General features: G+C 70.4%; 20 protein-coding genes and 1 pseudogene. 14 read left to right on the top strand and 7 right to left on the bottom strand.

Annotated features, from left to right (window positions below; genetic code table 11):
- Together ABT186_RS01115 and ABT186_RS01110 are read left to right on the top strand one after the other, a co-directional pair.
- On the top strand, positions 1 to 1,104 hold the full coding sequence (locus ABT186_RS01115; protein ID WP_351228343.1) for a baeRF2 domain-containing protein: 1,104 nt from the start codon (positions 1 to 3) through the stop codon (positions 1,102 to 1,104).
- 296 nt (positions 1,105 to 1,400) lie between these two features.
- On the top strand, positions 1,401 to 1,847 hold the full coding sequence (locus ABT186_RS01110) for an SPW repeat protein (protein WP_351228341.1): 447 nt from the start codon (positions 1,401 to 1,403) through the stop codon (positions 1,845 to 1,847).
- Between the two features lie 370 nt (positions 1,848 to 2,217).
- On the opposite strand, the pseudogene ABT186_RS01105 reads toward ABT186_RS01110, so the two are convergent.
- The 3 genes and pseudogenes from ABT186_RS01105 to ABT186_RS01095 form a co-directional block, all read right to left on the bottom strand.
- Positions 2,218 to 3,153, bottom strand: a pseudogene (locus ABT186_RS01105) (diaminopimelate decarboxylase family protein); the annotation flags it as partial.
- Complete coding sequence (locus ABT186_RS01100; RefSeq protein ID WP_502973124.1) at positions 3,150 to 3,536, bottom strand: SAV_915 family protein; 387 nt, start codon at positions 3,534 to 3,536, stop codon at positions 3,150 to 3,152. The gene ABT186_RS01100 and the pseudogene ABT186_RS01105, both read right to left, overlap by 4 nt.
- A 55-nt stretch (positions 3,537 to 3,591) precedes the next feature.
- Positions 3,592 to 3,777 (bottom strand): hypothetical protein, encoded by a 186-nt coding sequence (locus ABT186_RS01095; protein WP_351922826.1) that lies wholly within the window; start codon positions 3,775 to 3,777, stop codon positions 3,592 to 3,594.
- 13 nt (positions 3,778 to 3,790) lie between these two features.
- On the opposite strand from ABT186_RS01095, the gene ABT186_RS01090 reads away from it, so the two are divergent.
- Together ABT186_RS01090 and ABT186_RS01085 are read left to right on the top strand one after the other, a co-directional pair.
- Complete coding sequence (locus ABT186_RS01090) at positions 3,791 to 4,681, top strand: PhzF family phenazine biosynthesis protein (RefSeq protein ID WP_351222172.1); 891 nt, start codon at positions 3,791 to 3,793, stop codon at positions 4,679 to 4,681.
- An 80-nt stretch (positions 4,682 to 4,761) separates the two neighbouring features.
- A complete protein-coding gene (locus ABT186_RS01085; RefSeq protein WP_351922824.1) occupies positions 4,762 to 5,394 on the top strand; it encodes a HEAT repeat domain-containing protein in 633 nt (210 codons plus the stop codon).
- Positions 5,395 to 5,412: 18 nt separating this feature from the next.
- On the opposite strand, the gene ABT186_RS01080 is transcribed toward ABT186_RS01085, so the two are convergent.
- On the bottom strand, positions 5,413 to 5,970 hold the full coding sequence (locus tag ABT186_RS01080) for a C39 family peptidase (RefSeq protein WP_502973121.1): 558 nt from the start codon (positions 5,968 to 5,970) through the stop codon (positions 5,413 to 5,415).
- Positions 5,971 to 6,403: 433 nt separating this feature from the next.
- On the opposite strand from ABT186_RS01080, the gene ABT186_RS01075 reads away from it, so the two are divergent.
- The 4 genes from ABT186_RS01075 to ABT186_RS01060 all read left to right on the top strand — a co-directional run bounded on the left by ABT186_RS01075 (position 6,404) and on the right by ABT186_RS01060 (position 9,196).
- Complete coding sequence (locus ABT186_RS01075; protein ID WP_351922822.1) at positions 6,404 to 6,661, top strand: hypothetical protein; 258 nt, start codon at positions 6,404 to 6,406, stop codon at positions 6,659 to 6,661.
- 207 nt (positions 6,662 to 6,868) lie between these two features.
- Complete coding sequence (locus ABT186_RS01070; RefSeq protein WP_502973120.1) at positions 6,869 to 7,219, top strand: ArsR/SmtB family transcription factor; 351 nt, start codon at positions 6,869 to 6,871, stop codon at positions 7,217 to 7,219.
- Between the two features lie 142 nt (positions 7,220 to 7,361).
- On the top strand, positions 7,362 to 8,369 hold the full coding sequence (locus ABT186_RS01065; RefSeq protein WP_351222180.1) for a zinc-dependent alcohol dehydrogenase family protein: 1,008 nt from the start codon (positions 7,362 to 7,364) through the stop codon (positions 8,367 to 8,369).
- Positions 8,366 to 9,196 carry an LLM class F420-dependent oxidoreductase gene (locus tag ABT186_RS01060; protein WP_351922820.1) on the top strand — a complete coding sequence of 277 codons (831 nt, stop codon included), beginning with the start codon at positions 8,366 to 8,368 and terminating at the stop codon, positions 9,194 to 9,196. The genes ABT186_RS01065 and ABT186_RS01060 overlap by 4 nt, the downstream gene beginning before the upstream one ends.
- 271 nt (positions 9,197 to 9,467) lie before the next feature.
- Here ABT186_RS01060 and ABT186_RS01055 read toward each other — a convergent pair whose 3' ends face one another.
- Both ABT186_RS01055 and ABT186_RS01050 read right to left on the bottom strand, forming a co-directional pair.
- Complete coding sequence (locus tag ABT186_RS01055; RefSeq protein WP_351922818.1) at positions 9,468 to 10,463, bottom strand: nucleotidyl transferase AbiEii/AbiGii toxin family protein; 996 nt, start codon at positions 10,461 to 10,463, stop codon at positions 9,468 to 9,470.
- 171 nt (positions 10,464 to 10,634) lie between these two features.
- Complete coding sequence (locus tag ABT186_RS01050; RefSeq protein ID WP_351922817.1) at positions 10,635 to 11,285, bottom strand: helix-turn-helix domain-containing protein; 651 nt, start codon at positions 11,283 to 11,285, stop codon at positions 10,635 to 10,637.
- A 90-nt stretch (positions 11,286 to 11,375) separates the two neighbouring features.
- On the opposite strand from ABT186_RS01050, the gene ABT186_RS01045 reads away from it, so the two are divergent.
- Positions 11,376 to 12,776: an MFS transporter gene (locus tag ABT186_RS01045; RefSeq protein ID WP_351922815.1), complete on the top strand. Its 1,401-nt coding sequence runs from the start codon at positions 11,376 to 11,378 to the stop codon at positions 12,774 to 12,776.
- A gap of 22 nt (positions 12,777 to 12,798) precedes the next feature.
- Here ABT186_RS01045 and ABT186_RS01040 read toward each other — a convergent pair whose 3' ends face one another.
- Complete coding sequence (locus ABT186_RS01040; RefSeq protein ID WP_351922813.1) at positions 12,799 to 13,068, bottom strand: hypothetical protein; 270 nt, start codon at positions 13,066 to 13,068, stop codon at positions 12,799 to 12,801.
- Positions 13,069 to 13,612: 544 nt separating this feature from the next.
- Between ABT186_RS01040 and ABT186_RS01035 the strand changes: the two genes are divergently transcribed.
- From ABT186_RS01035 to ABT186_RS01015, 5 genes are all read left to right on the top strand, one after another.
- Positions 13,613 to 15,787 carry a carbon starvation CstA family protein gene (locus ABT186_RS01035; protein ID WP_351222192.1) on the top strand — a complete coding sequence of 725 codons (2,175 nt, stop codon included), beginning with the start codon at positions 13,613 to 13,615 and terminating at the stop codon, positions 15,785 to 15,787.
- On the top strand, positions 15,784 to 15,975 hold the full coding sequence (locus tag ABT186_RS01030) for a YbdD/YjiX family protein (protein WP_351222194.1): 192 nt from the start codon (positions 15,784 to 15,786) through the stop codon (positions 15,973 to 15,975). Before ABT186_RS01035 ends, ABT186_RS01030 begins: the two co-directional genes overlap by 4 nt.
- 341 nt (positions 15,976 to 16,316) lie before the next feature.
- Positions 16,317 to 17,252, top strand: coding sequence for a hypothetical protein (locus ABT186_RS01025; RefSeq protein WP_351922811.1), 936 nt, complete (start codon positions 16,317 to 16,319; stop codon positions 17,250 to 17,252).
- Between the two features lie 130 nt (positions 17,253 to 17,382).
- Positions 17,383 to 19,155 (top strand): RNA ligase family protein, encoded by a 1,773-nt coding sequence (locus ABT186_RS01020; protein ID WP_351222198.1) that lies wholly within the window; start codon positions 17,383 to 17,385, stop codon positions 19,153 to 19,155.
- Entirely contained in the window at positions 19,155 to 22,088 is a 2,934-nt protein-coding gene (locus ABT186_RS01015) for a poly(A) polymerase (protein ID WP_351922886.1), read from the top strand. Before ABT186_RS01020 ends, ABT186_RS01015 begins: the two co-directional genes overlap by 1 nt.
- Positions 22,089 to 22,125 lie beyond the last annotated feature (37 nt).

Below are 22,125 nucleotides of genomic sequence, written 5' to 3'. Positions count from 1 at the left end.
ATGAGACTTTCTTTCCTCGAACCCCTGTACAAGCAGCCGGGCCCCTTCGCATCGGTCTATCTGGACACCTCCCGCGACAGCGTCATCGAGGATCCCGACGCCGCCATAGGACTGCGCTGGCGGCACCTTCGGGACGCCCTGACCTCCGAGGGAGCCGATCAGGACTCCCTCACCGCGGCAGCGGAGGCCGTGGGCAGCGACACCGACATCCCCGGCTCCCACGGGCAGGCCGTGTTCACCGCTCATGGCCGACTGGCCCTGCTGGACGAACTGCCCGACCCGCCCGCACGGGACACCGCGCACTTCGGAACACTGCCTGACACTCTGCCGCTGATCGTCCAGCACTCCCCCGAGATCCCTTACCTGGCGGTGTACGTCCACTACAGGGGCCGTCACTCCACGGACGCCCCCGGCACCGTGCGGATCGAGGCCGAGATCGGTGTATGGCCCCTGACCAAGGTCACGCCGGGGCACCAGGTCCACGAGGAGATCCCGGTGGCCGACTGGCTGAACGCTGCCGAAGTCATGGGCCGGGAGCTGGAGGGTCACGCACGGCGCATCGACGCCGAGGCAGTGGTTGTCGCGGGAGATGTGTGGGCCCGCGGTATTCTCGTCCGCCGACTCCCGCGTGCCCTGCGCGGACGCGTCATCACCGTCGAGGGTGCAGGTGAGTCCCGGCCGCGACGGGCGCTGCTCGAGCACCGCCTCGAAAGCCTCTTCAGCGGACGCATGGCCACGCACGACCGGTCCCTGCTGGCGGCCTTCCTCGCCCAGCGCGCACACAACGGAGCGTCGGCCGAAGGCCTTGCCCCAGCCGTATCGGCCCTGCAACGCGGTCAGGTCAAAGCCCTCTTCCTCAACAACCATCCCGAGTCGCCGCTGCGCCTGTGGGCCGGCCCGGAACCCAGCCAACTCGCCCTCACCGAGCAGGAACTGCGCTCCTACGGAATCCAGGACGTCCGCGAGGAGCGGACCGACGCGGTACTCACCCGCGCCCTGGTCGGCACCCGGGCCGAGCTCGTCCTCGTGCCCGAGCAGCAGGTGAGGTTGCACGAGGGCGTGGGCGTACTGCTCCGCTACGCCGAACCGGGAACCCGCGTGTGACCACGGCACATCCGAAAGCACCAACGCTCACGTTCCGGCCGTCCCGTCGCACACCGCACCCCTCACACGTCGTCATTGTCACCAGCGCGAGCGGGGTCCACGCCCCGGTCCCGGCCGCCTTGCACCTTGGTGTTGCCGACGGCCTGGTTCCCGGTCTCCACCGGATGGGCGCCTGCGCTTGCGCGTGAGTGACGGATCTCACACCACAGGAGTCACAGAAAGCCGATTCAATCACCCGAACGGGGGAACCTGGACAAAAGGAACATAACTCTCCTCACGGAGAGGAGACGACAGCAATGTCGTATCCGCAGCACTCCCCTGGTATGGCCACGCATCCCGAGGTGGCGGAGATGCGGGAACGGTTCGAACGCACGGCTTCCAGTGGTCGGGCGGTCGCCGTCGAGGGGTTGATCCTCCTCGCAGGCGTGTATGCCGCGATCTCGCCGTGGGTCGTACATTTCGCGAGCCAACCCAACATCGCCGTCAACAACCTGATCATCGGCATAAGCGTCGGCCTGATCGGACTGGGCCTGACCCTCGCCCCCGACCGCATGTTCCGCCTGGCTTGGACGCTCACGCCCCTCGGGGTCTGGCTTGTGATCTCCCCATGGGTGGTCACCCCCACCCACGGCGCACGGGCCGGCATCATCTGGAGCAACTGCTGGATCGGTGGGGTCACAGCTGTGCTGGGACTGATCGCCATGGGCCTCACCATCGCCGTGACCCGAAAGGCACTTCGCTAGGACGAGGAGCGTGTCGCATCCGTGCCGCTCGGCGGGTCGGCACGCTCTTCACTGCCCTGCCCGGGGCTGCAGGGGAACGTGTGTACGCCGATGCGTACACAGGCAGCGTGGGCGCGGGTCAGTCGGTCGTCCGGCGCGGGGACAGCCGTACTTCCTCGATGTCCAGCTGCCATTCTGCGGGGCAGCAGGCTGGTGGCCGCGGTCGCGAGCACCAGGAGCGCGGCGCTGAGCAGGCTGGTGCGCAGGCCGTGGTAGAGGCCGCGTGCTGGGCGACCAGGGCGCCGAAGACGGCGACGGCGAGGGCCCCGCCGACCTGACGGGTTGAGGACGCCGCTCACGGTTCCGGCCCGTTCGGCCGGGACGCGGTCCGGGCGATGCCCGCCGGGCCCGCGATGGCCCGGCCGGGCTCGATGATCAGGCGGGGCACGGCAAGTCCGGCCGCCGCACACGCCTCCCTCAGCTTTGTACGGACCTTGCGGGCGAGCGCAGTCAGGTCCAGGGCCTGCTCGCCGGGCCGGTAGGCGACGCCGTGGCCGCCGCCCAGGTCGAGTTCGGGCAGGACCAGCCCGTGCTGCTCATGCAGCCGGGCGATCAGCCCGACCATGCGGCGTACGGCGGCCAGGTACGGCTTGACGCTGGTGATCTGCGAGCCCGGATGACAGTGAAGGCCGGTCAGTTCCAGCTGCGGCTGGTCCAGAATCCGGGCTATCGCGTGCTGGGCGTAGTCGTCGGAGATCGACAGGCCGAACTTCTGGTCGTCGGTGCCGGTGCGGATCTTCTCGTGGCCGCCGGCACTGATGCCCGGCACCACACGGACCATCACCTTCTGGTGTCCGCCGGGTCCGACCGCGGCGGCAAGCCGGGCGATCTCCTACGGGCTGTCGATGACGATACGGCCGACACCCAGGCGCAGTGCGGTCTCCAGGTCGCGCGGGGACTTCGCGTTGCCGTGCGGCACGATCTTCTCCGGCGGGAAGCCGGTGGTGACGGCCGGCTCCAGCTCGCCCGCCGAGCAGACGTCCAGGCCCAGGCCTTCCTCACCGACCCAGTGGACCATGGCCCGGCACACGAACGCCTTGGCCGCATACAGGACTTCGGCGTCCAGGAAGGCCTGCCGGTAGGTACGGCAGCGCTCGCGTACCTCGCTCTCGTCGAGCACGCAGGCAGGCGTGCCGAAGCGGTCGGCGACCTCGGCGAGCGGCACACCGCCCACGGCGAGGTCGCCCCGGCGGTGCTCGGTCGTCGAGGCGGGCCAATCCGACAGCTCGGCGGTGGTGGAGGCGTCGGATTCGTGAAGAGTGGTCATCGTGTACTCCCCTCCGGGACGATCCGCGGCGCGGGCACGGCCGTGATCGGGCCGAGGGGCTTGGCGGCGGGTGCCGAGAACCGGGGGTCCACCGTGACGGTGGTGATGCCGAGCGGTGCGGTCAGTGCGCGCAGCGCGGGCTCGGCCAGCCGGATCCACGCCTGCTCGGTGCCGAGCGTCGCGGTCAGGCGTCGCTCGGAGGTGAAGGCGACGGCCGTACGGTCGCCGAGAGGCGTACGGAAGAGCCGGGCCGCACACCCTGCGGTTCCCGGCCGGACCGGAACGAACAGCGGTCCGGCCGGGAACCGATCAGAAGGCTCCGGGTCTTCACCGCACAGGAGTCGCGCCCCTCCGGCTCCGGGTGCCCGGCCACGTCCACGCAGGTGAACAGAAGTGAGCCGCACTCCACCGGCATCACACCGAGCACATGACGGCCCATCATTGCCTGGGGCCCCCGGTTCGACAGAGCACGCCCTGCTCGAAGCCGCAGGCGCGCGGGCCGAGCAGGTCGGTCCGCTCGCCACGGACGTGGCCGACCACGGAGTCCGCGGAGTTGGCGGAGTTGGCGGAGTTGGCGGAGTTGGCGGACTGGACGAGATCGGCCGTACGGTGGGGTGGCCGCACTACGATCGGTCCCGTGTCCGATGCCACCGCCATGAGCGGGAGTTGTCTGCCCGTCACGATCGTGAACGCGTGCCTTCGTGAAGGCCACGGTGGCAGCCCAACCGCAGTGCTGGACGAGACGACTCTGAGCGACGATGAACGCCGCACCGTGCCTGTTCTGATGGGAACCTCGCATGCCGTCTTCGTCTCGGTCGAGGACAGCGGGCACGACGTTCGCGATGTGTCGTTGCGTTTCTTCACCGCCACGGGGGAACTGCCCGCGTGCGGCCATGGAACTGTCGCAGCTCTGGCATTCCTGGCCGAGCGCGCCGGGGGCAGGGAGTTCCAGGCCACCGTCCGCACGCAGCGACGCGTCTTCACCGGCCGCGCCGCACGGGTCAACGGCCGGCTGACGGCCTCCTTCGACCCGGGGGCTGCCGACGTGCGCGAGCCCGCAGCCGGCGAACACGATCCCGTCCTCCACGCCTTGGGCATCACCCCCGGCACCCTCGCTCCCGGCACCCGCGTCGCCTCACTGGGGCGGCCGCGGCTACTCGTACCCGTGCGCACGCGATCCGTTCTCGCCGCCCTGGCCCCGGACTTCGACCGGCTCCGTGACGCCTGCGACCAGCTCGGACTGCTGGGCTGCTACGTGTACTGCGTACCGACGGCCGAAGGCCACGTCACGGCCCGCATGTTCGCCCCCTCGATCGGGGTCCCGGAAGACATTGCCAACGTCAACAGCACCGCCTGCCTCGCTGCCCACCTGGCCCGTGAGGGCATGACCGACATCACCGTCGACATGGGTGACGCCCTCGGCAAGCCTTCCACCATCACCGCTGCCGCACGGCGGAGCACGCCCGGTCCACTGGTCCACGTCGGTGGCGCCGCAACGATTGCGCGAGTCGTCCGCCTCGAGCGTTAGCGGAAGAGCGGGTCACAGCCACTCGTCCCCGGCCACCGGCAGTCGCTCGTCCGGCTGGCACAGCGCCAGATGCCTGGGGCGTGGCCGGGGGTACGGACGACCTCCCAGTCCGCGTCCCCGGGCCGGAGGACGGTTCCGTCGTCGAGTGGCACGTCGACCGGGTATGGAGCGACCGCCACCCCGACCCGGTACCCAACGGCCTGCGCCACCTCGGCCACCCCGACACCCGGGTCCGCCGGGAGGTGCCGTACCTGCTGGCCGGCGATGGCAGGCCCGCAACCCTACAAGCGCAGGACGCCCTGCTCACCCTCACACGCGCCCCCGACTCCGAGGTCCGCGCCACCGCGTGCAACACGCTCGGCAGCCCACGCGATCTAACAACCGCCGTCCGCCGGGCGCTGATCACCGCCAGTCAGGACTCGCACCACGACGTACGGGCCGCGGCAGCGGCCGCCCTGGCCGGCTCGGGGGACCGCACGGCGGCCGCCGGCGACGCCCTGCCGGCCCTGACGGGAGACGACGACATCACGGTGCGTCTCGAGGCCGCGTACGGGCTGGCTCGCCGTGACCGTACCCGCACGCAGGAGGCGCTCGAACGCGTGGGACCACTCGGCCCCGACATCGATACCCGCCACGATCACCGGGTCAGCGTGCTGTCGAGCTGGGAATGGCGCACCGCGCGGAGGGCCGACGGCGGAACCGGACCGGGCTGAGATGCAGGTGCGGACACATCAATGCAGGACCACGGCCATGTTCCCGTAGGTGGCGTACGCAGCGGCGAACGAGCTCAGGGGGATGGAGAGTTTGCCCCGGGCCGGGTCGTTGACCGTCACATTGTTGCCGGAGAACCCGGTGACGACGACGGTGTGTTCCGCGGGTCCGGCGTACGGGACGCGGGCTCCGTCATAGGCCGTGTACGACGTGGTCGCCGCCCGGCGCCAGAGGTAGTCGACCCAGGCGATCGCAGGATGTCCTTGGGCGACCTGGGCCTGGAGTTGTCCGAGTGAGACGCCTTGTCCCGCCGCGCGCACGCCCAGTCCGTAGGACCGGGCCGCAGCCGCCACGGGCGGGTAGTAGGCGCCGAAACCAGTACCGGACTTCTCCGAACCGTTCGGATCCCCGACGAAGGTGCGGAAGGGGTTCCCGGACATGGATCCGGAGCGACCGAACTGGTAGTGGGTCTGGTCGAGTCCCATCCGGTTCAGAATCGCCTGGTCCCCGGTTTGAATGCCTCGCGAGGCAAGGACCATCCGGAGGGCTGCCGCCTCGCAGTCATTGCTCAACTGCATTCCGTACAGGGGAACTTCGCTCGTTGACCTGGTCGTGTACGAGGGCTGTGACGATGTCGACGGCGGCCGAGCGACCTGCTGCCGAGAGGGCGTGGGCCCAGGTGTCACGGCTGGAGCGGAAGTGCCTGACGTGAGGACCATGGTGCCTGTGGCCACGGTGCCGGCCATCGTCAGGGCGATACGTCGGGCCGGGCGTATTCGGGGTCTCAGTTTCCGCGACGGGTTCGCTCGCATCACTCAACCTCCTCGGGTTGGCCACGTTCAGCCACTTACCGTGACTCTATGTGACCCGGATGGAGGAAGCCTTTTGTGCTGCGCCGTACGGGCGAAGTTTGAGTAGTGGCTTGCGTACTTTCCCGGCTGCCGGGGCAGAGCGGTGCCCGCCAACATGAGGGCGCGAGACCACCAGCGGCGGACGACAGAAAGGGACGCCGTGGACGGCGCATCGCCTCATCCGAAGCGCGCCTGGCTGCAGGCACATGAGGTCAGCGCCCTCTGGCGGGTCCTGCGGAAGTACGTCAACGCGGTCGCCGCCGCCAACGGCGTACTCATCGAGAAGCGGGTCGGTTTCGGCACCTCCGGCGAGAGCTCCTTCCAGGTGTACGAGGCGGAGGACGCGGCGCGTGTGGCGGCGGCCCTCGACGACGGAACGATCGAACTCGACCCGGGCTGGCGTACGGACACCCCATAGGGGCAGGCAGGCATGCTCTTCCAGACGCTCGGAGGCTGCGGCTGTGTCGTGCTTTTCCTCGCCGCGATCATCGTGCTCGCTCTGTGCCCCCCTCGGCCACGCTACCCGGACGCGCCCGCCCGGAACGTCGCTCCCGGGGCGCCGCCACTTGTTCGATGAGGGTCGTACCATGGTCGGATCTCACCGAAGTCACCCCGAGGAGTCACCGTGACCCGCCCCCGCACCTCTTCACGGACGGTGGAGCACCCCGCCATGACGGAGGTCTCGCTGCAGCAGGTACTGGAGGCACTGGCGGATCCGGTACGGCGCACCGTGGTGTCCCAGCTGGCCGGGGCAGGCAAGGACATCAGCTGTGGGACGTTCGATGTGGAGGTGTCACGGTCGACGCTGACGCACCACTTCAACGTACTGCGGGAGGCGGGAGTGATCCGGCAGTACTACGTCGGGACGACGAAGATGAACTCGCTCCGCACGGACGACATGGAAGACCGCTTCCCGGGCCTGCTGTCGGCGCTGGTCACCGCGTCCATCCGGGAAGCGGACACAGCCGCACCCTGAGGCACCCCGCCCATGGGCCCCCGCAGAGCAATGTTCGACGAGCGTCAACATTTGACGTCCATCGAAGTTAGGGGCAGGGTGGTCTCAGCGTCGGTTCGGTTCGACGCGACTTCCCCATTCCTCGTCGAAGGACAGATGAACCATGGCAAGGCTCGTACAGTTCGACCGGCTCGGCGGCCCCGACGTCCTGACCGTGCGCGATGTAGAGGTAGGCGCCCCCGGCGCCGGTGAGCTGCGGATTCGTGTGGACGCGATCGGTCTGAACCGGGCCGAGGTCATGTTCCGCGAGGGCGGTTACTTCTACGAACCGGCCTTCCCGTCCGCGCTGGGATACGAGGCCGCGGGCGTGGTCCAGGCAATCGGCGAGGGGGTGGACGGCTTCACCGAAGGTGACCTGGTCGGCGTCGTACCCGCCTTCCTGCAGACCGACTACGGCACCTACGGCGACCACGTCATCGTCCCGGCTTCCGCCGTCGTTCCGCGCCCCGCCGGCATCGACGCCGTCACGGCGGCGGGCGTGTGGATGGCCTACATCACCGCGTACGGGGCCCTCGCCGAGAGGGGCCAGGTACGTCCGGGCGACCACGTTCTGATCACCGCGGCCTCCAGCAGTGTCGGGCTGGCCGCCATCCAGATGGCCCACCACGTCGGCGCGATCCCGATCGCCACCACCCGCGGCGCCGGCAAGAAGCAGGCCCTGCTGGAAGCCGGCGCGGCCCACGTCATCGTCACCGACGACGAGGATCTCCCCTCCCGTATCAAGGAGATCACCGGCGGGGAGGGTGTCCGTCTGGCCTTCGACCCGATCGCCGGGCCCGGCGTCGAGACCATCGCCCAGGGCATCGCCCCCGGCGGCAGCCTGGTCGTCTACGGCGCCCTCGACCCCCGCCCCACTCCCCTGCCCAACGCACAGTCCTTCCCGGCCCTGAGCACGAGCACCTACACGCTCTTCGAACTCACCACGGATCCCGATCGTCTGCGTCGCGCGGTCGCATTCGTCAACGCGGGTCTGAGCACAGGATCCTTCGCACCGGTCATCGACCGCACCTTCGACCTCGAAGACATCGTGGAAGCCCACCGTTACCTGGAGTCCAACGCCCAGGTCGGCAAGATCGTCGTCACTGTCACCCACAAGGACGGCGCGTCGTGAAGTTCGGCTTCATCATGTTCCCGACGCGGGAAGCCATTCCACCCGGTGACTTCGGCGCCCTCCTCGAGGACCGCGGCTTCGAGTCCCTGTTCATGCCCGACCACACCCACATTCCGGCCGTCACGCCCGAGCGCTACGACGTCATGAACCTCGCGCCGGAGTTCAAGAACGGCATGGACGCCTTCGTCGCCCTGGGTGCCATCGCGCAGGCCACCACAACTCTCCGGATCGGCACGGCCGTTCTGCTGGTCCCGGAACGCGACCCCATCATCACCGCAAAGGAGGTCGCCTCCGTCGACGTCCTCTCCGGTGGCCGGATGAACTTCGGTGTGGGGCCGGGCTGGATCAACCAGGAGATGCGCAACCACGGCACCAACCCCGATGACCGCTGGCGCGTCATGCGCGAGCGCGTCGAGGCCATGCAGCAGATCTGGACCCACGACGTAGCCTCCTACCACGGCGACTTCGTCGACTTCGACCACGTCACCTCCTGGCCCAAGCCGGTCCAGAAGCCTCACCCGCCGATCCTGGTGGCCGGCAACGGCCCCCGTCTCGCCGAACGCGTGGTGGCCTACGGCGACGAGTGGATCCCCATGCTCCGCCCCGGCGTCCTCGACCACATCGCACAGTTCAAGCAGAGCGTCCGCAAGCCCGGCAGCGACGAGCCCATCCCCGTCACCCTCTTCGGCGGGGACCTCGAGGACACCGACGCCTACGCGGCCGCCGGAGTGGATCGCGTGCTGTTCTGGGTCCGGCCCGCGGACACCGCCCGGATGACCAAGACCGTCGACCAGCTCGCCCTCACCCTCGGCAACCGCCTCCGCTGAGCTGCCCCTTGTTGTCCGCAGCATCTCCCGGCACCGCAACGGGCGCTCCGGGTACGGCGTCGGACGTGGGGCCACGTCGGATCACTCGGCCGAGCAGCAGGAGCGCAACCACCGAGCCGACGCCGACCGGGAGGAGGGGCCGGCCGGCGGCGCGGAGAAGACGGTCCTCGAGTCGCCGGTCTGTACTCCGCCACTGGAGGCGGAATGCTGCCAGGCCGATACGGACCCGCGTCGGCCGGCCCACGCGTTCGTCGGACATGCTCACGTTCTGTCACACAGAGGAGCCCGTGGCCGAGGAAGGGGCGAAGACCGGTTCCAGCGCCCGTGCCAACCGGCCGAGCCACTCCCGGTCACTCCCCCGCACCCACGGATGCTCGGCAAGAAATCCCGCCCAGTCCACCTCCCAGCAGGTCACCGTGTCCGGGCGGAGACCTTCCGCCGCGATGTCCGCGCTGCGGCGCAGCACCTTCCGCAACAGCTGCGGCGAGAGTCCTGTGCCCCCTTGCACCTCGGCGAGCAGCACCGCGTCGTACAGGTCCTTGCCCTGTGCCCGGCCACCACTCATGCAGTCCGTGTGCAGCCACAGCAGCTTCCAGGCCAGCGACAGCTCACGGCTCGCGGTCCGTACCGCCGTGGGTCCGCGACCGTCGCCGCGGGGTATCGCCGTCCACACCGGGGCCTCGGGCAGCGTTTCGTCGCGCGCGAAGTCCAGCCGCAGCTCTCCCGGCGGCAGTCCTTCCGCCCGCCACGGGATCACCAGGCGCACACCGGGTGTGTCGTACTCGGCATACGTCCAGGTGCCGTTCTCGTCCGCGCGGTCGGCGTCGAGCAGCACGCCCGCGGCCGCCTCCGGGCACGTGCGCACCCGGTCGAGCAGGTCCATGTACGGTGGGCTCGGCTCCGCCGTATCCGGGCCTGCGAGTGCCCAGTTGAGGCCCTCCGGAGGCAGAACGGGCCGCTGTCCGTCGGCGTCGAACTCCTCGTACGTCCACATCTCGTACCGCGCCGCGCCGTCGGCGGCCTCCGGCCACTGCTGCACCACGTCGAGCCCGTCCACGTACGGGTAGGGGTCCAACGGGTCCACCGCCACCGTGTCCTCGAGGACGACCCAGTCGAGGTCGACCGGTTCGCGTGCCGCCTCCCCCACCCACGCGGGAATGACCATGCTGCCGCGCAGCACCAGGCTTGAACTCCAGGGGGCGTCGGCGACCAGGGCCAGTACATGGTCGAGAACTGCGCGATGAACCGAACGCCGGTCGAGGCTCATCCGGGACCCTCTCCCCCAACTTCCACGGCCGCATGCACTGCATGTCCGGCCAAGTACGTAACTGGTTCGGTAGTTTCCCCGATGGCCCGGTCTCCTCGGCGCGGCAGGCTCTGATCACAGATCGCGACCGTCGGGAGGACGAGAGTGCGCAACGCTTGGATATGGGTCGCCCTACTGCTGGGCATCCTCCAGATTCTGTACTTCACCCACAACGGCTTCCCCTGACAGGAGTTCGGGGTCGGTCGTGGCCGGTCTCGCGCGGACCACGGCATGGTCGCCTCGTGGCCCGAACAGGTGCAGGATCTCCACGGCGCTCGTGTTCGCGGGCCCGAACCAGTGCGGTTCTCTGGTGTCGAACTCGGCCACCTCGCCGGGACGGAGTGTGCATTCGCGCTCTCCGAGGATGAGTCGAAGTTCGCCTGCGAGCACGTAGAGCCACTCGTACCCGTCGTGGGTCACCAGTTTCGGCTCGCGGGGGGCCAGTACCTGTTTGAACACCTGCACCCGGCCCGGGTACTGCGTCAGAGGCACGAGGACGCTGCCATGACCTTTGTGCAGGGGCTTGAGATGCACCCGGGGGTCACCGCTGGCCGGTGCGGCGACCAGTTGGTCGAGTGCGACGCGGTGCACACGCGCGAGGGGGATGAGCAGTTCCAGGGTCGGGCGCCGCTTGCCCGACTCAAGACGGGACAGCGTGCTCACGGAGATCCCGGTCGCAGCCGCGAGCGCCTCCAGGGTGAGTCCACGGTCCCGGCGCAGCGTGCGCAGCCGGGGCCCGATGCCGTCGATCAGCTGCTCCAGTTCCACGTCCACGGAGCCCATTTTTGCAGTCTCCGCAAAATTGCTGGGTGACGGGCGTCGTCCGGGCCGAGCATGGCCGGGCAGTTGCTCCCGGATGTGAGAGGCAGGGCCGTGACCGCGACGACTCACCCTGTTCAGCCCGTTCTCAGCGCCCGCAGGCGCTGGACGGTGCTGGCCGTCTGCTGTCTGAGCATGTTCCTGGTGGGCCTGGACACCACCATCGTCAATGTGGGTCTGCCGGCGATCGGGCGCGGCCTGGGTGTCGGGACCCGCAGTCTCGAATGGACCGTGGACGCGTACACCCTCGTCCTGGCCGGCCTCCTGATCTCCTCCGGTGCGCTGGCGGACCGATGGGGACGCCGACGGGTCTTCCAGCTCGGGCTGGTCTTGTTCGGTGCGGCCTCGCTGCTGTGCGCGATCGCCCCTTCGGTGGGCGCGCTCGTCGCGGCCCGTGCCGTCCAGGGAATCGGCGCCTCGATGCTCAGTCCCGTGGCTCTCTCGATCGTGGTGAATGTGATGCCCGACCCGAGGGAGCGAGCGCAGGCGATCGGTGTCTGGGCGTCGGTCTTCGGGCTCAGCATGGCCGCCGGCCCCGTCACGGGCGGTGCTCTCATCGCGGGCTTCGGCTGGCGGTCGGTGTTCTGGATCAATGCTCCGGTCGTCGTGGCGGCCCTGGTGCTCAGTGCGGTGTTCGTGCCGAAGTCCCGTGCGCAGCGGGCACAGCGACCCGACCTGCCGGGTCAGGCCCTGCTGACCGTGGTCATAGGGGTCTCGGTCGGCATCCTCATCGAAGGGCCACGGATCGGCTGGACGTCGCTCGGGGCGCTGACCGCGTACGCGTTCGCCGCCCTCGCGACGGTCGCATTCGTATGGGTGGAGTCCTGCGTGCGCGAGCCGCTGATGGATCTGCGGCTCTTCCGGCGTCCGGTCTTCACCAGTGCGGTCCTGGGCGCGGTGGCGGTCTTCGTCGCCCTGAACATGACGCTGCTGCTCAACACCCTCTACCTGCAGCACACCCGGGGATGGACGCCACTGGCCGCGGGGGTGGCGACCTTGCCCATGGCTGTCGGAGCGACTGTCTGCGCACCCTTGTCCGGCCATCTGGTCGGTCGTGTCGGACCGCGGCTGCCGCTCGTCCTGGCAGGCGGCTTCATCACGGCCGGCGGACTCTGCCTGGTCGGGCTCGACCCGCACACCAGCCTGCTTCTGCTCCTGCCGGCCTACCTGCTCATCGGCATCGGCTTCGGCTTCGCCAACGCCCCGATCACCAACACCGCGGTGAGCGGACTGCCTCCCGCCCGTGCCGGCGTGGCCGGAGCGATCACCTCCACCGCACGCCAGTTCGGCTCCGCGCTCGGCATCGCCATCGCCGGTGCCCTGGTCGCGGGTTCGGCGCCGTCGGGGCTCGCACATGCGTCCCGTCCGGGCTGGTTGCTGGTCGCCATGTGCGGACTGTTCCTGTTCCTCGTGGCCCATGCATCGCGGCCGATGAACGACACCGGGGCCCCCTGAGACCGCCGCTCACGGCGTGCGGTCAGCGCCAGACAGTGTTCGGGTCCAGTCCGCTGCCCCCACCTGTGTTCATGTCCAGGTTGGCCAGGACGACGATCAGGAGCAGCACGATCACGGCCAGTACGACAAGCGCGAGGACCAGACGATCGGTCTCGGCGGGCGGTATCAGCCGGTCGCGGTCGGGGCCTCCGCTTCGGAGTACGTCCGGGGCGCCCGCCTCATCCTCATACGGTTCCATGCCCCCGCCGGAGGCCTCGGCCCTGTCGGCGTCCCGCCCTGTCGATTCGTCCACGCTGCTGCCCCTTCCCGCCCTCGTGACATGGCCGTCGGGAAGAGTGGCCGGGTCTTCTCACGGCGCGGCAGGACGGCGACTGTAGCCCCGCTCAGCGACAACGGCGAGCCTTGCCGGGCCAAATCCGCGAGGTTGCGTCATCAGTTGCGTAGTTCTACGGATCCCGGCAATGACCGGGCCCCGCCCAGGAGTTGCGCCAGTGGTCGTTCTGGAGGACACGGAAACCGCAGGACATCTCGTGGAAATGCGCTGTCAACCACATCGCGCGGGTCGGCAACTCTTGCACAGACGGAAAGCACAGCGGAGAGGAGAGGGCGCCATGGCCCGCCCCGGTCACCCCGGCTGAGGCGTGTCACGGCGGCCGTATCACTCCACGCGCCCGCAGTCGGCCGACTGCGGGTTCGGTACTCCGCCGGTGCACACCTTGATGTGCCGGCGTGCTGTTCATCCACGGCGTCCCCGGTCCAGGGCCTGACCCGGACGCCGTACCACCCCGTTGTCGTTCACCCGTTGTCGTTCACCCGCTGTCGTGTGAGGAGCCGCCATGCCCGAAACCGCCGTGCCCGGAACCGGCCTGCCCGCGCCGTCCGGGCCCCGCCCGCCGTCCCCTCGGGCCCGTGTCACTCCGCGTTCGATCCTGATCTGGGCCGCGGTCTCCCTGGTGGGCGCGGCCGGCTGGGCCGTACTCGCCCTGTCCCGGGGCGAGAAGATCTCGGCCGTCTGGCTGGTGATGGCGGCACTCGGCTCGTATGCCATCGCCTACCGCTTCTATTCACGGTTCATCGCCCGCCGGGTCCTCGAGGTGGACGACACCCGCGCCACCCCTGCCGAGCGCCTTGAGGACGGCGTCGACTACCACCCCACCGACCGGCGAGTCCTCTTCGGCCACCACTTCGCCGCCATCGCCGGCGCCGGCCCGCTCGTCGGCCCGGTCCTGGCCGCCCAGATGGGCTACCTGCCAGGCACGGTCTGGATCATCGCGGGCGTCATCTTCGGCGGTGCGGTCCAGGACATGGTGGTCCTGTTCCTCTCCATGCGCCGGGACGGCAAGAGCCTGGGCCAGATGGCCCGTGACGAGATCGGCAGGGTGGGCGGCGCCGCCGCACTCATCGGCGTCTTCGCCATCATGATCATCCTGCTCGCGGTCCTCGCGATGGTCGTCGTCAACGCGCTCGCGGAGTCCGCCTGGGGCACCTTCTCGGTCTCCATGACCATCCCCATCGCCCTCTTCATGGGCTTCTACCTGCGCTACCTCCGGCCGGGCCGGGTCGTGGAGACCAGCGTCATCGGCGTCGCGCTGCTGCTGCTCGCCATCCTCGGCGGCGGCTGGATCCAGAACTCCCAACTGGCCCACTACTTCGTCGGGAGCCCCACCACCCTGGTCTTCTGCCTGGTCGCCTACGGCTTCATCGCGTCCGTGCTCCCGGTGTGGATGCTGCTGGCACCCCGCGACTACCTCTCCACCTTCATGAAGGTCGGCACCATCGCCCTGATGGCCATCGGCGTCGTGATCGCGACGCCCACGCTCAAGGCCGCCGACGTCACCAAGTTCGCCCACACCGGAACCGGCCCCGTATTCACCGGAGGACTGTTCCCCTTCCTTTTCATCACCATCGCCTGCGGCGCCCTGTCCGGCTTCCACGCACTGGTCTCCTCCGGCACCACACCAAAGCTGATCCAGAAGGAGTCCCAGGTCCGGCTGATCGGCTACGGCTCCATGCTCACGGAATCGTTCGTCGCCATCATGGCGCTCATCGCCGCCTGCGTCCTCGAACCAGGCCTGTACTACGCAATGAACTCCCCCGCCGCACTCCTGGGGACGAGCGTGGAAAGCGCCTCCCACGCGGTCAACAGCCTCGGCTTCACCATCACGCCGAACCAACTGGCCGCAGCAGCCAAGGCCGTCGACGAACAGACACTCATCGGCCGCTCCGGCGGCGCACCCACCCTGGCCGTGGGCATGTCGGAGATCTTCTCCGGGATCTTCGGCAGCGGAATGAAGGCATTCTGGTACCACTTCGCCATCATGTTCGAAGCCCTGTTCATCCTCACCACGGTCGACGCGGGCACCCGGGTGGGCCGCTTCATGCTCCAGGACATGCTGGGCAACGTATGGAAGCCGATCGGCCGGGTCACCTGGAAGCCGGGCATCTGGGTCACCAGCGCCCTGGTCGTGGGCGCCTGGGGCTACTTCCTCTACGCCGGTGTCACCGACCCCCTGGGCGGTATCAAGCAGCTGTTCCCGCTGTTCGGCATCGCCAACCAGCTCCTGGCCGCAGTGGCCCTCGCCGTCACCACGACCATGCTGATCAGGACCGGCAAGCTGCGCTGGGCCTGGGTCACCGGGATCCCCCTGGCCTGGGACGTGGCCGTCACCTTCACCGCCGGATGGCAGAAGATCTTCTCAGACAACCCGAAGATCGGCTTCTTCGCCCAGGGCGACGCCTACGCCAAGGCCATCGACACCGACAAGCTCCTGCCCGGCGCCAAGAACATGCACGACATGCACACCATCGTGCTCAACAACACCGTCGACGGTGTACTCATGGCCGTGTTCCTCGTCCTCGTCCTGACGGTCCTGGTCAACTGCGCAGTGGTGTGCCTCCGCGCCCTCCGGGCCACCGAGCCGCTGCCGTCGACCGAGGCGCCGTACGTCGAGTCCCGTATCGAGGCGGCGGAGCCCCGCCGCAGCGAGCCGCTGGTGGGGGCGGACTCATGAGCCCCGTCAGTAAGGTGCTGGGGGCCGTGCGCTGGTACGCGCGGGAACTGACCGGCGAGGCGGAGTACGACCGCTACTGCGACCGGCACCGCCGCCACCACCCGCTCGCCCCGGTTCCCACCCGACGGGAGTACGAGCGCATACGCACCGCACAACGCGAGTCGGACACACCCGCCCGCTGCTGCTGAGCCATCCGCTGGTGCCAGGGCCTGTCTTTCGGATCAGGTCGGTCGGCGGGGACGGTGCCTTGCGGCCCAGCCGAGCGGGGTCACGGGGAGCCCCTGTTCGAGCGAAGCCGAGCGTGGGGGAGTCGGCAACCGACGACCACGCCGCTGGGGGTCGAGTTCGTGCCAGGGCCCGCGACGCCGAGCCGATCCGAAGGACAGGTCCCACGGCCCGGCAGGGCATGCCGGGCCGCCGTGCCGTGGCAGCCGTCCCCGCTCCCCCGGGGACGGCTCGCCGCCGGCTTCAGCCCGACGCACTTCCTCCTCACCGCCGACCACCCATCGGCCCTCCCCCCGGAATGCCCATGCTGCGACGCCGAAAGCCCTCGGTCACCGGCCCCGAGCTCGACGACCGCCAACTGAGCCGGACCCTGAAGGAGTTGCGCCCCTCCCAGCAGTTGCACGGCCTCGGGGCGGGATCCAGCCGCCCGCTGTGGGCCCCCGTCGCCGAACTGCTGCGCGCCACGGGCCGGGACTGGGACCGGCGGGTGCACCGTATCTCGGTGCTGGCCCGCGCCCTGCCCCCGGTGGTCACGGAGCGGTGGATCAAGGACCGTCCACGGGACCCGGATGCCCTGGTCGTACGGGCCTGTGCGCGGGTCGCCCAGGTCAAGGGTGCCCAGGGGGAGGCTGCCTGGGATGTGTACGGCGACTGCCGACGCGCGACGGAGGCCGCCCCGGAGGACCCCACCCCGTGGCTGGCCATGCTCTGGCTGATGTACTCCTGCGGATCCCCCGTCCACGCGGCCGTACCGGTGTGGACCGAGGCGGTCACCCGCGACCCGTGGAACCGCGCCGCCTACCACCAGATGCTGCGCCACCTGTCCCCACGCGGACACGGAACACTCATGGAGATGATCGATTTCGCGGCGCGATGCGCGAACCAGGCACCTCAGGGATCGCCCGTCGCCCTCCTGCCCCTCGCGGCGCGGGTGGAGCTGGTCGCCCACCGGATGACCAAGGGCTCCGTCGACGCCTTCGCGGCGGACGGGCACTGGTACGAGCCCGGGGCGGCCGCGGAGGCGGACACCGCGCTGGCCAGGTGGTTTCGCACCGAGACCCGGCCGCACGCCGAGGCGCTCGCGGATCTGAACCTGCTCGCCTTCGTCCTGACCCGTCTGAAGCGGACGGAAGACGCCGTCGCCGTCTTCCGCCGCATCGGCCCACACATGACCCTCCATCCCTGGGACCTCGTCCCCGACCCGGTCGGCACCTTTCAGTTCTGGCGGGCCCGGGCCTGAACCCGGCCCGGCCTCTGCTTCACGGCCTCCCCGGCCAACGCCCCCCGGTCCCATGGATATTGCGTGGATCCGCCTGCCTCCGGGTCCCTACAGTGACCGGGCACGACATCACCACGGGGGGCTTCGAACCATGCGGACGCACTATCCACGCACGCCGCACCTGCCCTGGTCCCCGGGTGCGACACCGGACGATGTGCGGGCCGGTGACCTGGCGGGGCTCAGGGGGCGGGAGGTCGTGGTCACCGAGAAGCTCGACGGGGAGAACACCACCCTCTACCCGGACGGGCTGCATGCGCGGTCACTGGATTCGGCCCACCATCCGTCGAGGGCCTGGGTCAAGGCCCTTCAGGGGCGGATCGGACCGGGGATCCCGGCGGGGTGGCGGGTGTGCGGGGAGAACGTCTACGCCCGGCACTCGATTGCCTACGAGGACCTGGAGAGCTGGTTCTACGGCTTCTCGGTCTGGGACGGCGAGCGGTGCCTGGGCTGGGACGACACCGTGCGTTTTCTGCGACGGCTGGGGGTGCCCGTCCCGCGGGTGCTGTGGCGCGGCACGTTCGACGAACGGGCGCTGCGGGCGCTGCGAGTGGACACCGCGCGGCAGGAGGGGTACGTCGTGCGGGCCGTCGGGGAGTTCGAGCGGGCGGAGTTCGGGAGCCGGGTGGCCAAGTGGGTGCGTCCGGGACACGTACGGACCAGTACGCACTGGATGCATGCCTCCGTGGTGGAGAACGGACTGGGTCCGGCGGCGGCGCTGTGGGCGGTGCGTTCCGGCGCCGCCGCCGATGTGCCGTCGCTGCTGGCGGCCGTCGGCATGGCCGAGGACGGCCCGGTCTCCGGCACCGAGCCGGTGGCCCTCGATGAGGTCGTGGCCGAGGCGACCGTACGGCTCGATCTGCTGGGGCGGTTGGGGGAGGCACGGCTGGCCGGTGTGCTGGCCGCACTGCTGCACCGTGTTCCACGGGCGCGACTCGCGGCGCGGCTCACGGCACCGCTGGGTATGCCACTGGCGCGCCGTGTCGCCGACCTGGTCGGTCTGCACTGCACCCTGCACCGCCCCTTCCCGGATCAGGAGCGCCGTGGCGGGCTGATACGGATGGCCGCCATGGCCGATCTGGGGGTGTTGCACACGGTGGCGGGCGCAGTCCTGACCGGGAACAGGGATGGGGAGGCCGCCGACGCACGCGAGCAGGTGGAGTGGTCCGCGCTCCATGCGGAGGATGCCGGGCTGCTCGGCCGGGCACCGCTGGAGCCACTGCGAAAAGGCCTGTGCGACGCGTTGTCGGGACTCGGCGCCGACGCTGCCGACCGGTGCTGGGCGGCGGCACGGGAGACCTGCGCCAAGGGGCGGATCGTCACCGTCGAGGAGGCGCTGGCGGCGAGTTGGCGGTGGAGGTCCGGGGCGTTCCCCCGGCTGATCCACCTGGTCGGACCGTCGGGCAGCGGCAAGAGCACGTTCGCCGCGGGCCTCCCCGCCGTCGATACCTTCGTGTCGCTCGACGACCTGCGCCAGGGGCGCGGCTCGCGGGCGGACCAGAGCGCCAACGCGGATGTGCTGCGGGAGGGGCTGGGCAGGCTGGATGCCGCGCTGGCCGAGGGCGGCACCACGGTGTGGGACGCCACCTCTCTGAGCCGGCAGCAGCGTTCCCTGGTCCAAACGGTGGCCCGGCGCCGTGATGCCCTGGTCACCCACGCGGTCGTGCTCGTCGACGAGGACGAGATGGCCCGGCGCAACGCCGCACGGGAGCACCCGGTGCCGACGGAGGTGCTCACCGCTCAGCTGCGCCGGTTCGACCCGCCGTACCCGGGTCAGGCGCACCGCACCTGGTACGTCGGCGCGGGCGGAGCCGTCGACGACATCGCGGGCGCTCTGCGGAGCACCATGGACGGGGAGGATGCATGATGCGCACCAGCGAGGAGATCTACCACAAGGTTCGCTGGGACCCCCGATTCGACCCGGCCCGGTTCGTTCTGGGCATTCATCAGCGCGGGGCCGGCGCCGAGCGCATCCCGCTGCCCGCCTTCACCCCCGGCGGCGACATCCCCTGGCACCGGGTGCTGTTCGTCGAGGCGGACGGCGAGCTGGTGTGGGACCGCGCCACGGGCATGGACCGCCTCGACACCTGCGGCGCGGGCCGGGCACGGCAGCCTCGCCTGCTGAGGGCTCCGTTCTTCACTGCCGGCACGCCGTACGCCTGGGAGGCGGCTGCCGGGTGGCGCCCCGTGACCGACGCCCCCGCCGGGGATGCGCCGGCCACGGGGGGCACGGTGCGCGTACTGACCTGGAACACCCTGTGGGACCGCTACGACAGCGACCTGATCGACACGGCCCGGCGCCGCCCCCTGCTGATCGCGGCTCTGGAGGACGCCGACGCCGACGTCATCGCACTGCAGGAGGTCGAGGCCGGGCTGCTCGACATGCTGCTCGGGGCCCCGTGGGTGCGTGCCCGCTACACCCTGGACACCGATCCGGCGGGCAAGGACATCGACGACAGCGGGCTGCTGCTGCTCAGCCGACTTCCCGTACGGGAGGCAGGGCGGCACGTTCTCGGCCCGCACAAGGCGGTCACCGCTCTGGTCGTGGACACCGCGTCCGGCCCTCTGGTGGTGGCCGCCACCCACCTCAGCAGCGACCACTCCGACGACGGCGCGGCCCGGCGGGGGGCCGAACTGGCCCGGCTGGCCGAAGGCCTCTCGGGCGTGGAGGGCGACCTGGTCCTGGCGGGCGACTTCAACGACGGCGACGACGGCCCTCAAGGACCGGCCGCCGTACTCGGGATGCGCGACACCTGGACCGATGTGCACGGACCCGGGGACCGCACCCCGACCTTCGACCCCGGCGTCAACCCGCTGGCCGCGGTCTCCTCGCTGTCCGGCCGGGCCTCCCGGCTGGACCGGGTACTGGTGCGCGGGGGCGGAGTGCACACGGCCGGGGCAACCCTGCGGGGTGACTCACCCACCCCGGAAGGCCTGTACCTGTCGGACCACTACGGGGTGGAGGTCGAACTGGGCTTCGGCGGTCCGTTGGAGCCGGAACCGGGGGCCCAGCCCGATGGGGTCGATGGTGTCAATGGTTCCGATGTCCTTGATGTGGCGCCGACCGCCCGGACGGCGGTGGCGTGGATACCTCCCCGGGAGCTGTGGCCGCCGATCCAGGAAGTGCGCCGGGAGCACGACCCGCAGATCCACCGCTGGCCGCCGCATGTCAATCTGCTCTTCGGCTTCGTACCGGAGTCGGACTTCGAGCGGGCCGCTGCGCTCCTGGCCACCGCGGCGGCGGACATACCGGCCTTCACCGCCCGGCTGGAGGGCGTGCACACCTTCGGGCACCGGGAGGACGCCACTGTCTGGCTCGACCCGGCAGCAGACGGCGACGAACCCTGGGCGGCACTTGTCCGCGCACTTCAGCGGCGCTTCCCCCGATGCCGGGGCCGCGCCGAGGGCTTCACCCCGCACCTGTCGCTGGGCCGCACCCGGCATCCGCAGCGGGTGGCCGCCCACTGTGCGGCCCGGCTCAAGGGCATGACCGCGCAGGTCGGTGAGCTGGTGCTGCTGTCGCGCCGGGGCGATGAGCCGATGCGGGCCCGGGCCACCATCGCCCTGGGCACGGGTGAGGTGCGCTGGCTGCCCGACACCGGCACCGAGTGGGGCTCCGGGACCGGCGCCGGGGTCGCCGAGCCGGTCGCGGAGGATGCGGATCACGACGCCCGTGCCGCACGGACGGCGCGGTACATCGCTCGGGCGCTGGGCGAAGGAGCCGTGCACGTCGTCGGATCCCGGCGCATGGGCTGCCGGTCGGCCGGGGCGGACCTCGATCTGGTGGCGGCTGTGCCCGACACCCTCGGCATGGCGGAGGTGATGGCGCGGGTGACGGCCGCGCCGGACGCCACCCGGCTACGCCGAGTGACCGGCGCCAGGGTGCCGGGGCTGAGGCTCACCGTCGCCGGCTTGGACGTCGACGTGGTGGTGGTCGCCACCGGGCCGGTGCCCTGTGACGAGGCGGTGGCCCGCCGTACCGAGCTGGGCGAGGCGAGTGCGATCGCCCTGAGCGCGGTCAGCGACGCGGACGCCGTCCGTACGGCGGTCGGCGGCGCCCACCCGTCGTTCGCCCGGCTGGCCAGGCAGGTGAAGGCGTGGGCGAAGGCACGTGGCCTGGACTCGGCGCCGTTCGGCGGATTGCCCGGGCTGGCCTGGACGGTTCTGGCGGCGCGCACGGTACGCGAGGCCGGGCACCTTCCCGCCGCCGACCTGCTTCGCCGGTTCTTCGGCACCTGGGCCGCCTGGGACTGGCGGGAACCGGTCACTCTCTCGCCCGAAGCCGTCGTTGCCCCGGCGCCGCACGCCGCGGTGACGGTCATGACGCCGAGCGCTCCGGTCCGTTCGTGCACCGAACAGGTCGGCACCGCCACCCGGGACCTGCTGACCCAGGAGCTCTACCGGGCCTGGGAGACCCTGGAGACAGCGGCGAAGACGGGCACCGACCCCTGGCCCGAACTGCTGTCTCCCCCGCCGCTGCACCGCCGGCACGCGGCATGGGCGATCGTGACCGTACGCTCGTGTCAGGGCGAGGAGTTCGAGGAAACCCTGGGCCGCTTCCGTGGCCGCGTACGAGGTCTGCTGACCGCCCTCGAAGAGGACGGGACGACCGACGCGCATGCCTGGCCCCACCCCTACGCCACCGGCCCGCACATGGCCCGGTACGCGATCGGCCTCGGCCACAACCCGCCAGACGCGGCGCGGATCGCCCGGATCGCGGACAGGTGGAGCAGGACTCTGCCCGGCGTGGACGTCACCTGGGCGGAGTGCGGGGTCGTACCGACGCAGAGTGCCCCCTAGTGCCGCGACAGGCACTAGGTCCAGTCGGCAACTCGCC

Source organism: Streptomyces sp. NPDC001634 (genome assembly GCF_040298185.1).
Lineage (GTDB): Bacteria > Actinomycetota > Actinomycetes > Streptomycetales > Streptomycetaceae > Streptomyces.
Note: the sequence above shows the minus strand (reverse complement) of the source record. Positions and strands in the feature narration are given on the sequence as shown.

Coding starts and splice junctions, on each gene's coding strand:
- ABT186_RS01055 (WP_351922818.1), bottom strand. CDS start 10,463: ATGAGCCTCGACCGGCGTTCGGTTCATCGCGCAGTTCTCGACCATGTA.
- ABT186_RS01030 (WP_351222194.1), top strand. CDS start 15,784: ATGAGCCCCGTCAGTAAGGTGCTGGGGGCCGTGCGCTGGTACGCGCGG.
- ABT186_RS01015 (WP_351922886.1), top strand. CDS start 19,155: ATGCGCACCAGCGAGGAGATCTACCACAAGGTTCGCTGGGACCCCCGA.
- ABT186_RS01050 (WP_351922817.1), bottom strand. CDS start 11,285: ATGGGCTCCGTGGACGTGGAACTGGAGCAGCTGATCGACGGCATCGGG.
- ABT186_RS01080 (WP_502973121.1), bottom strand. CDS start 5,970: ATGCAGTTGAGCAATGACTGCGAGGCGGCAGCCCTCCGGATGGTCCTT.
- ABT186_RS01110 (WP_351228341.1), top strand. CDS start 1,401: ATGTCGTATCCGCAGCACTCCCCTGGTATGGCCACGCATCCCGAGGTG.
- ABT186_RS01020 (WP_351222198.1), top strand. CDS start 17,383: ATGCGGACGCACTATCCACGCACGCCGCACCTGCCCTGGTCCCCGGGT.
- ABT186_RS01115 (WP_351228343.1), top strand. CDS start 1: ATGAGACTTTCTTTCCTCGAACCCCTGTACAAGCAGCCGGGCCCCTTC.
- ABT186_RS01065 (WP_351222180.1), top strand. CDS start 7,362: ATGGCAAGGCTCGTACAGTTCGACCGGCTCGGCGGCCCCGACGTCCTG.
- ABT186_RS01025 (WP_351922811.1), top strand. CDS start 16,317: ATGCTGCGACGCCGAAAGCCCTCGGTCACCGGCCCCGAGCTCGACGAC.
- ABT186_RS01035 (WP_351222192.1), top strand. CDS start 13,613: ATGCCCGAAACCGCCGTGCCCGGAACCGGCCTGCCCGCGCCGTCCGGG.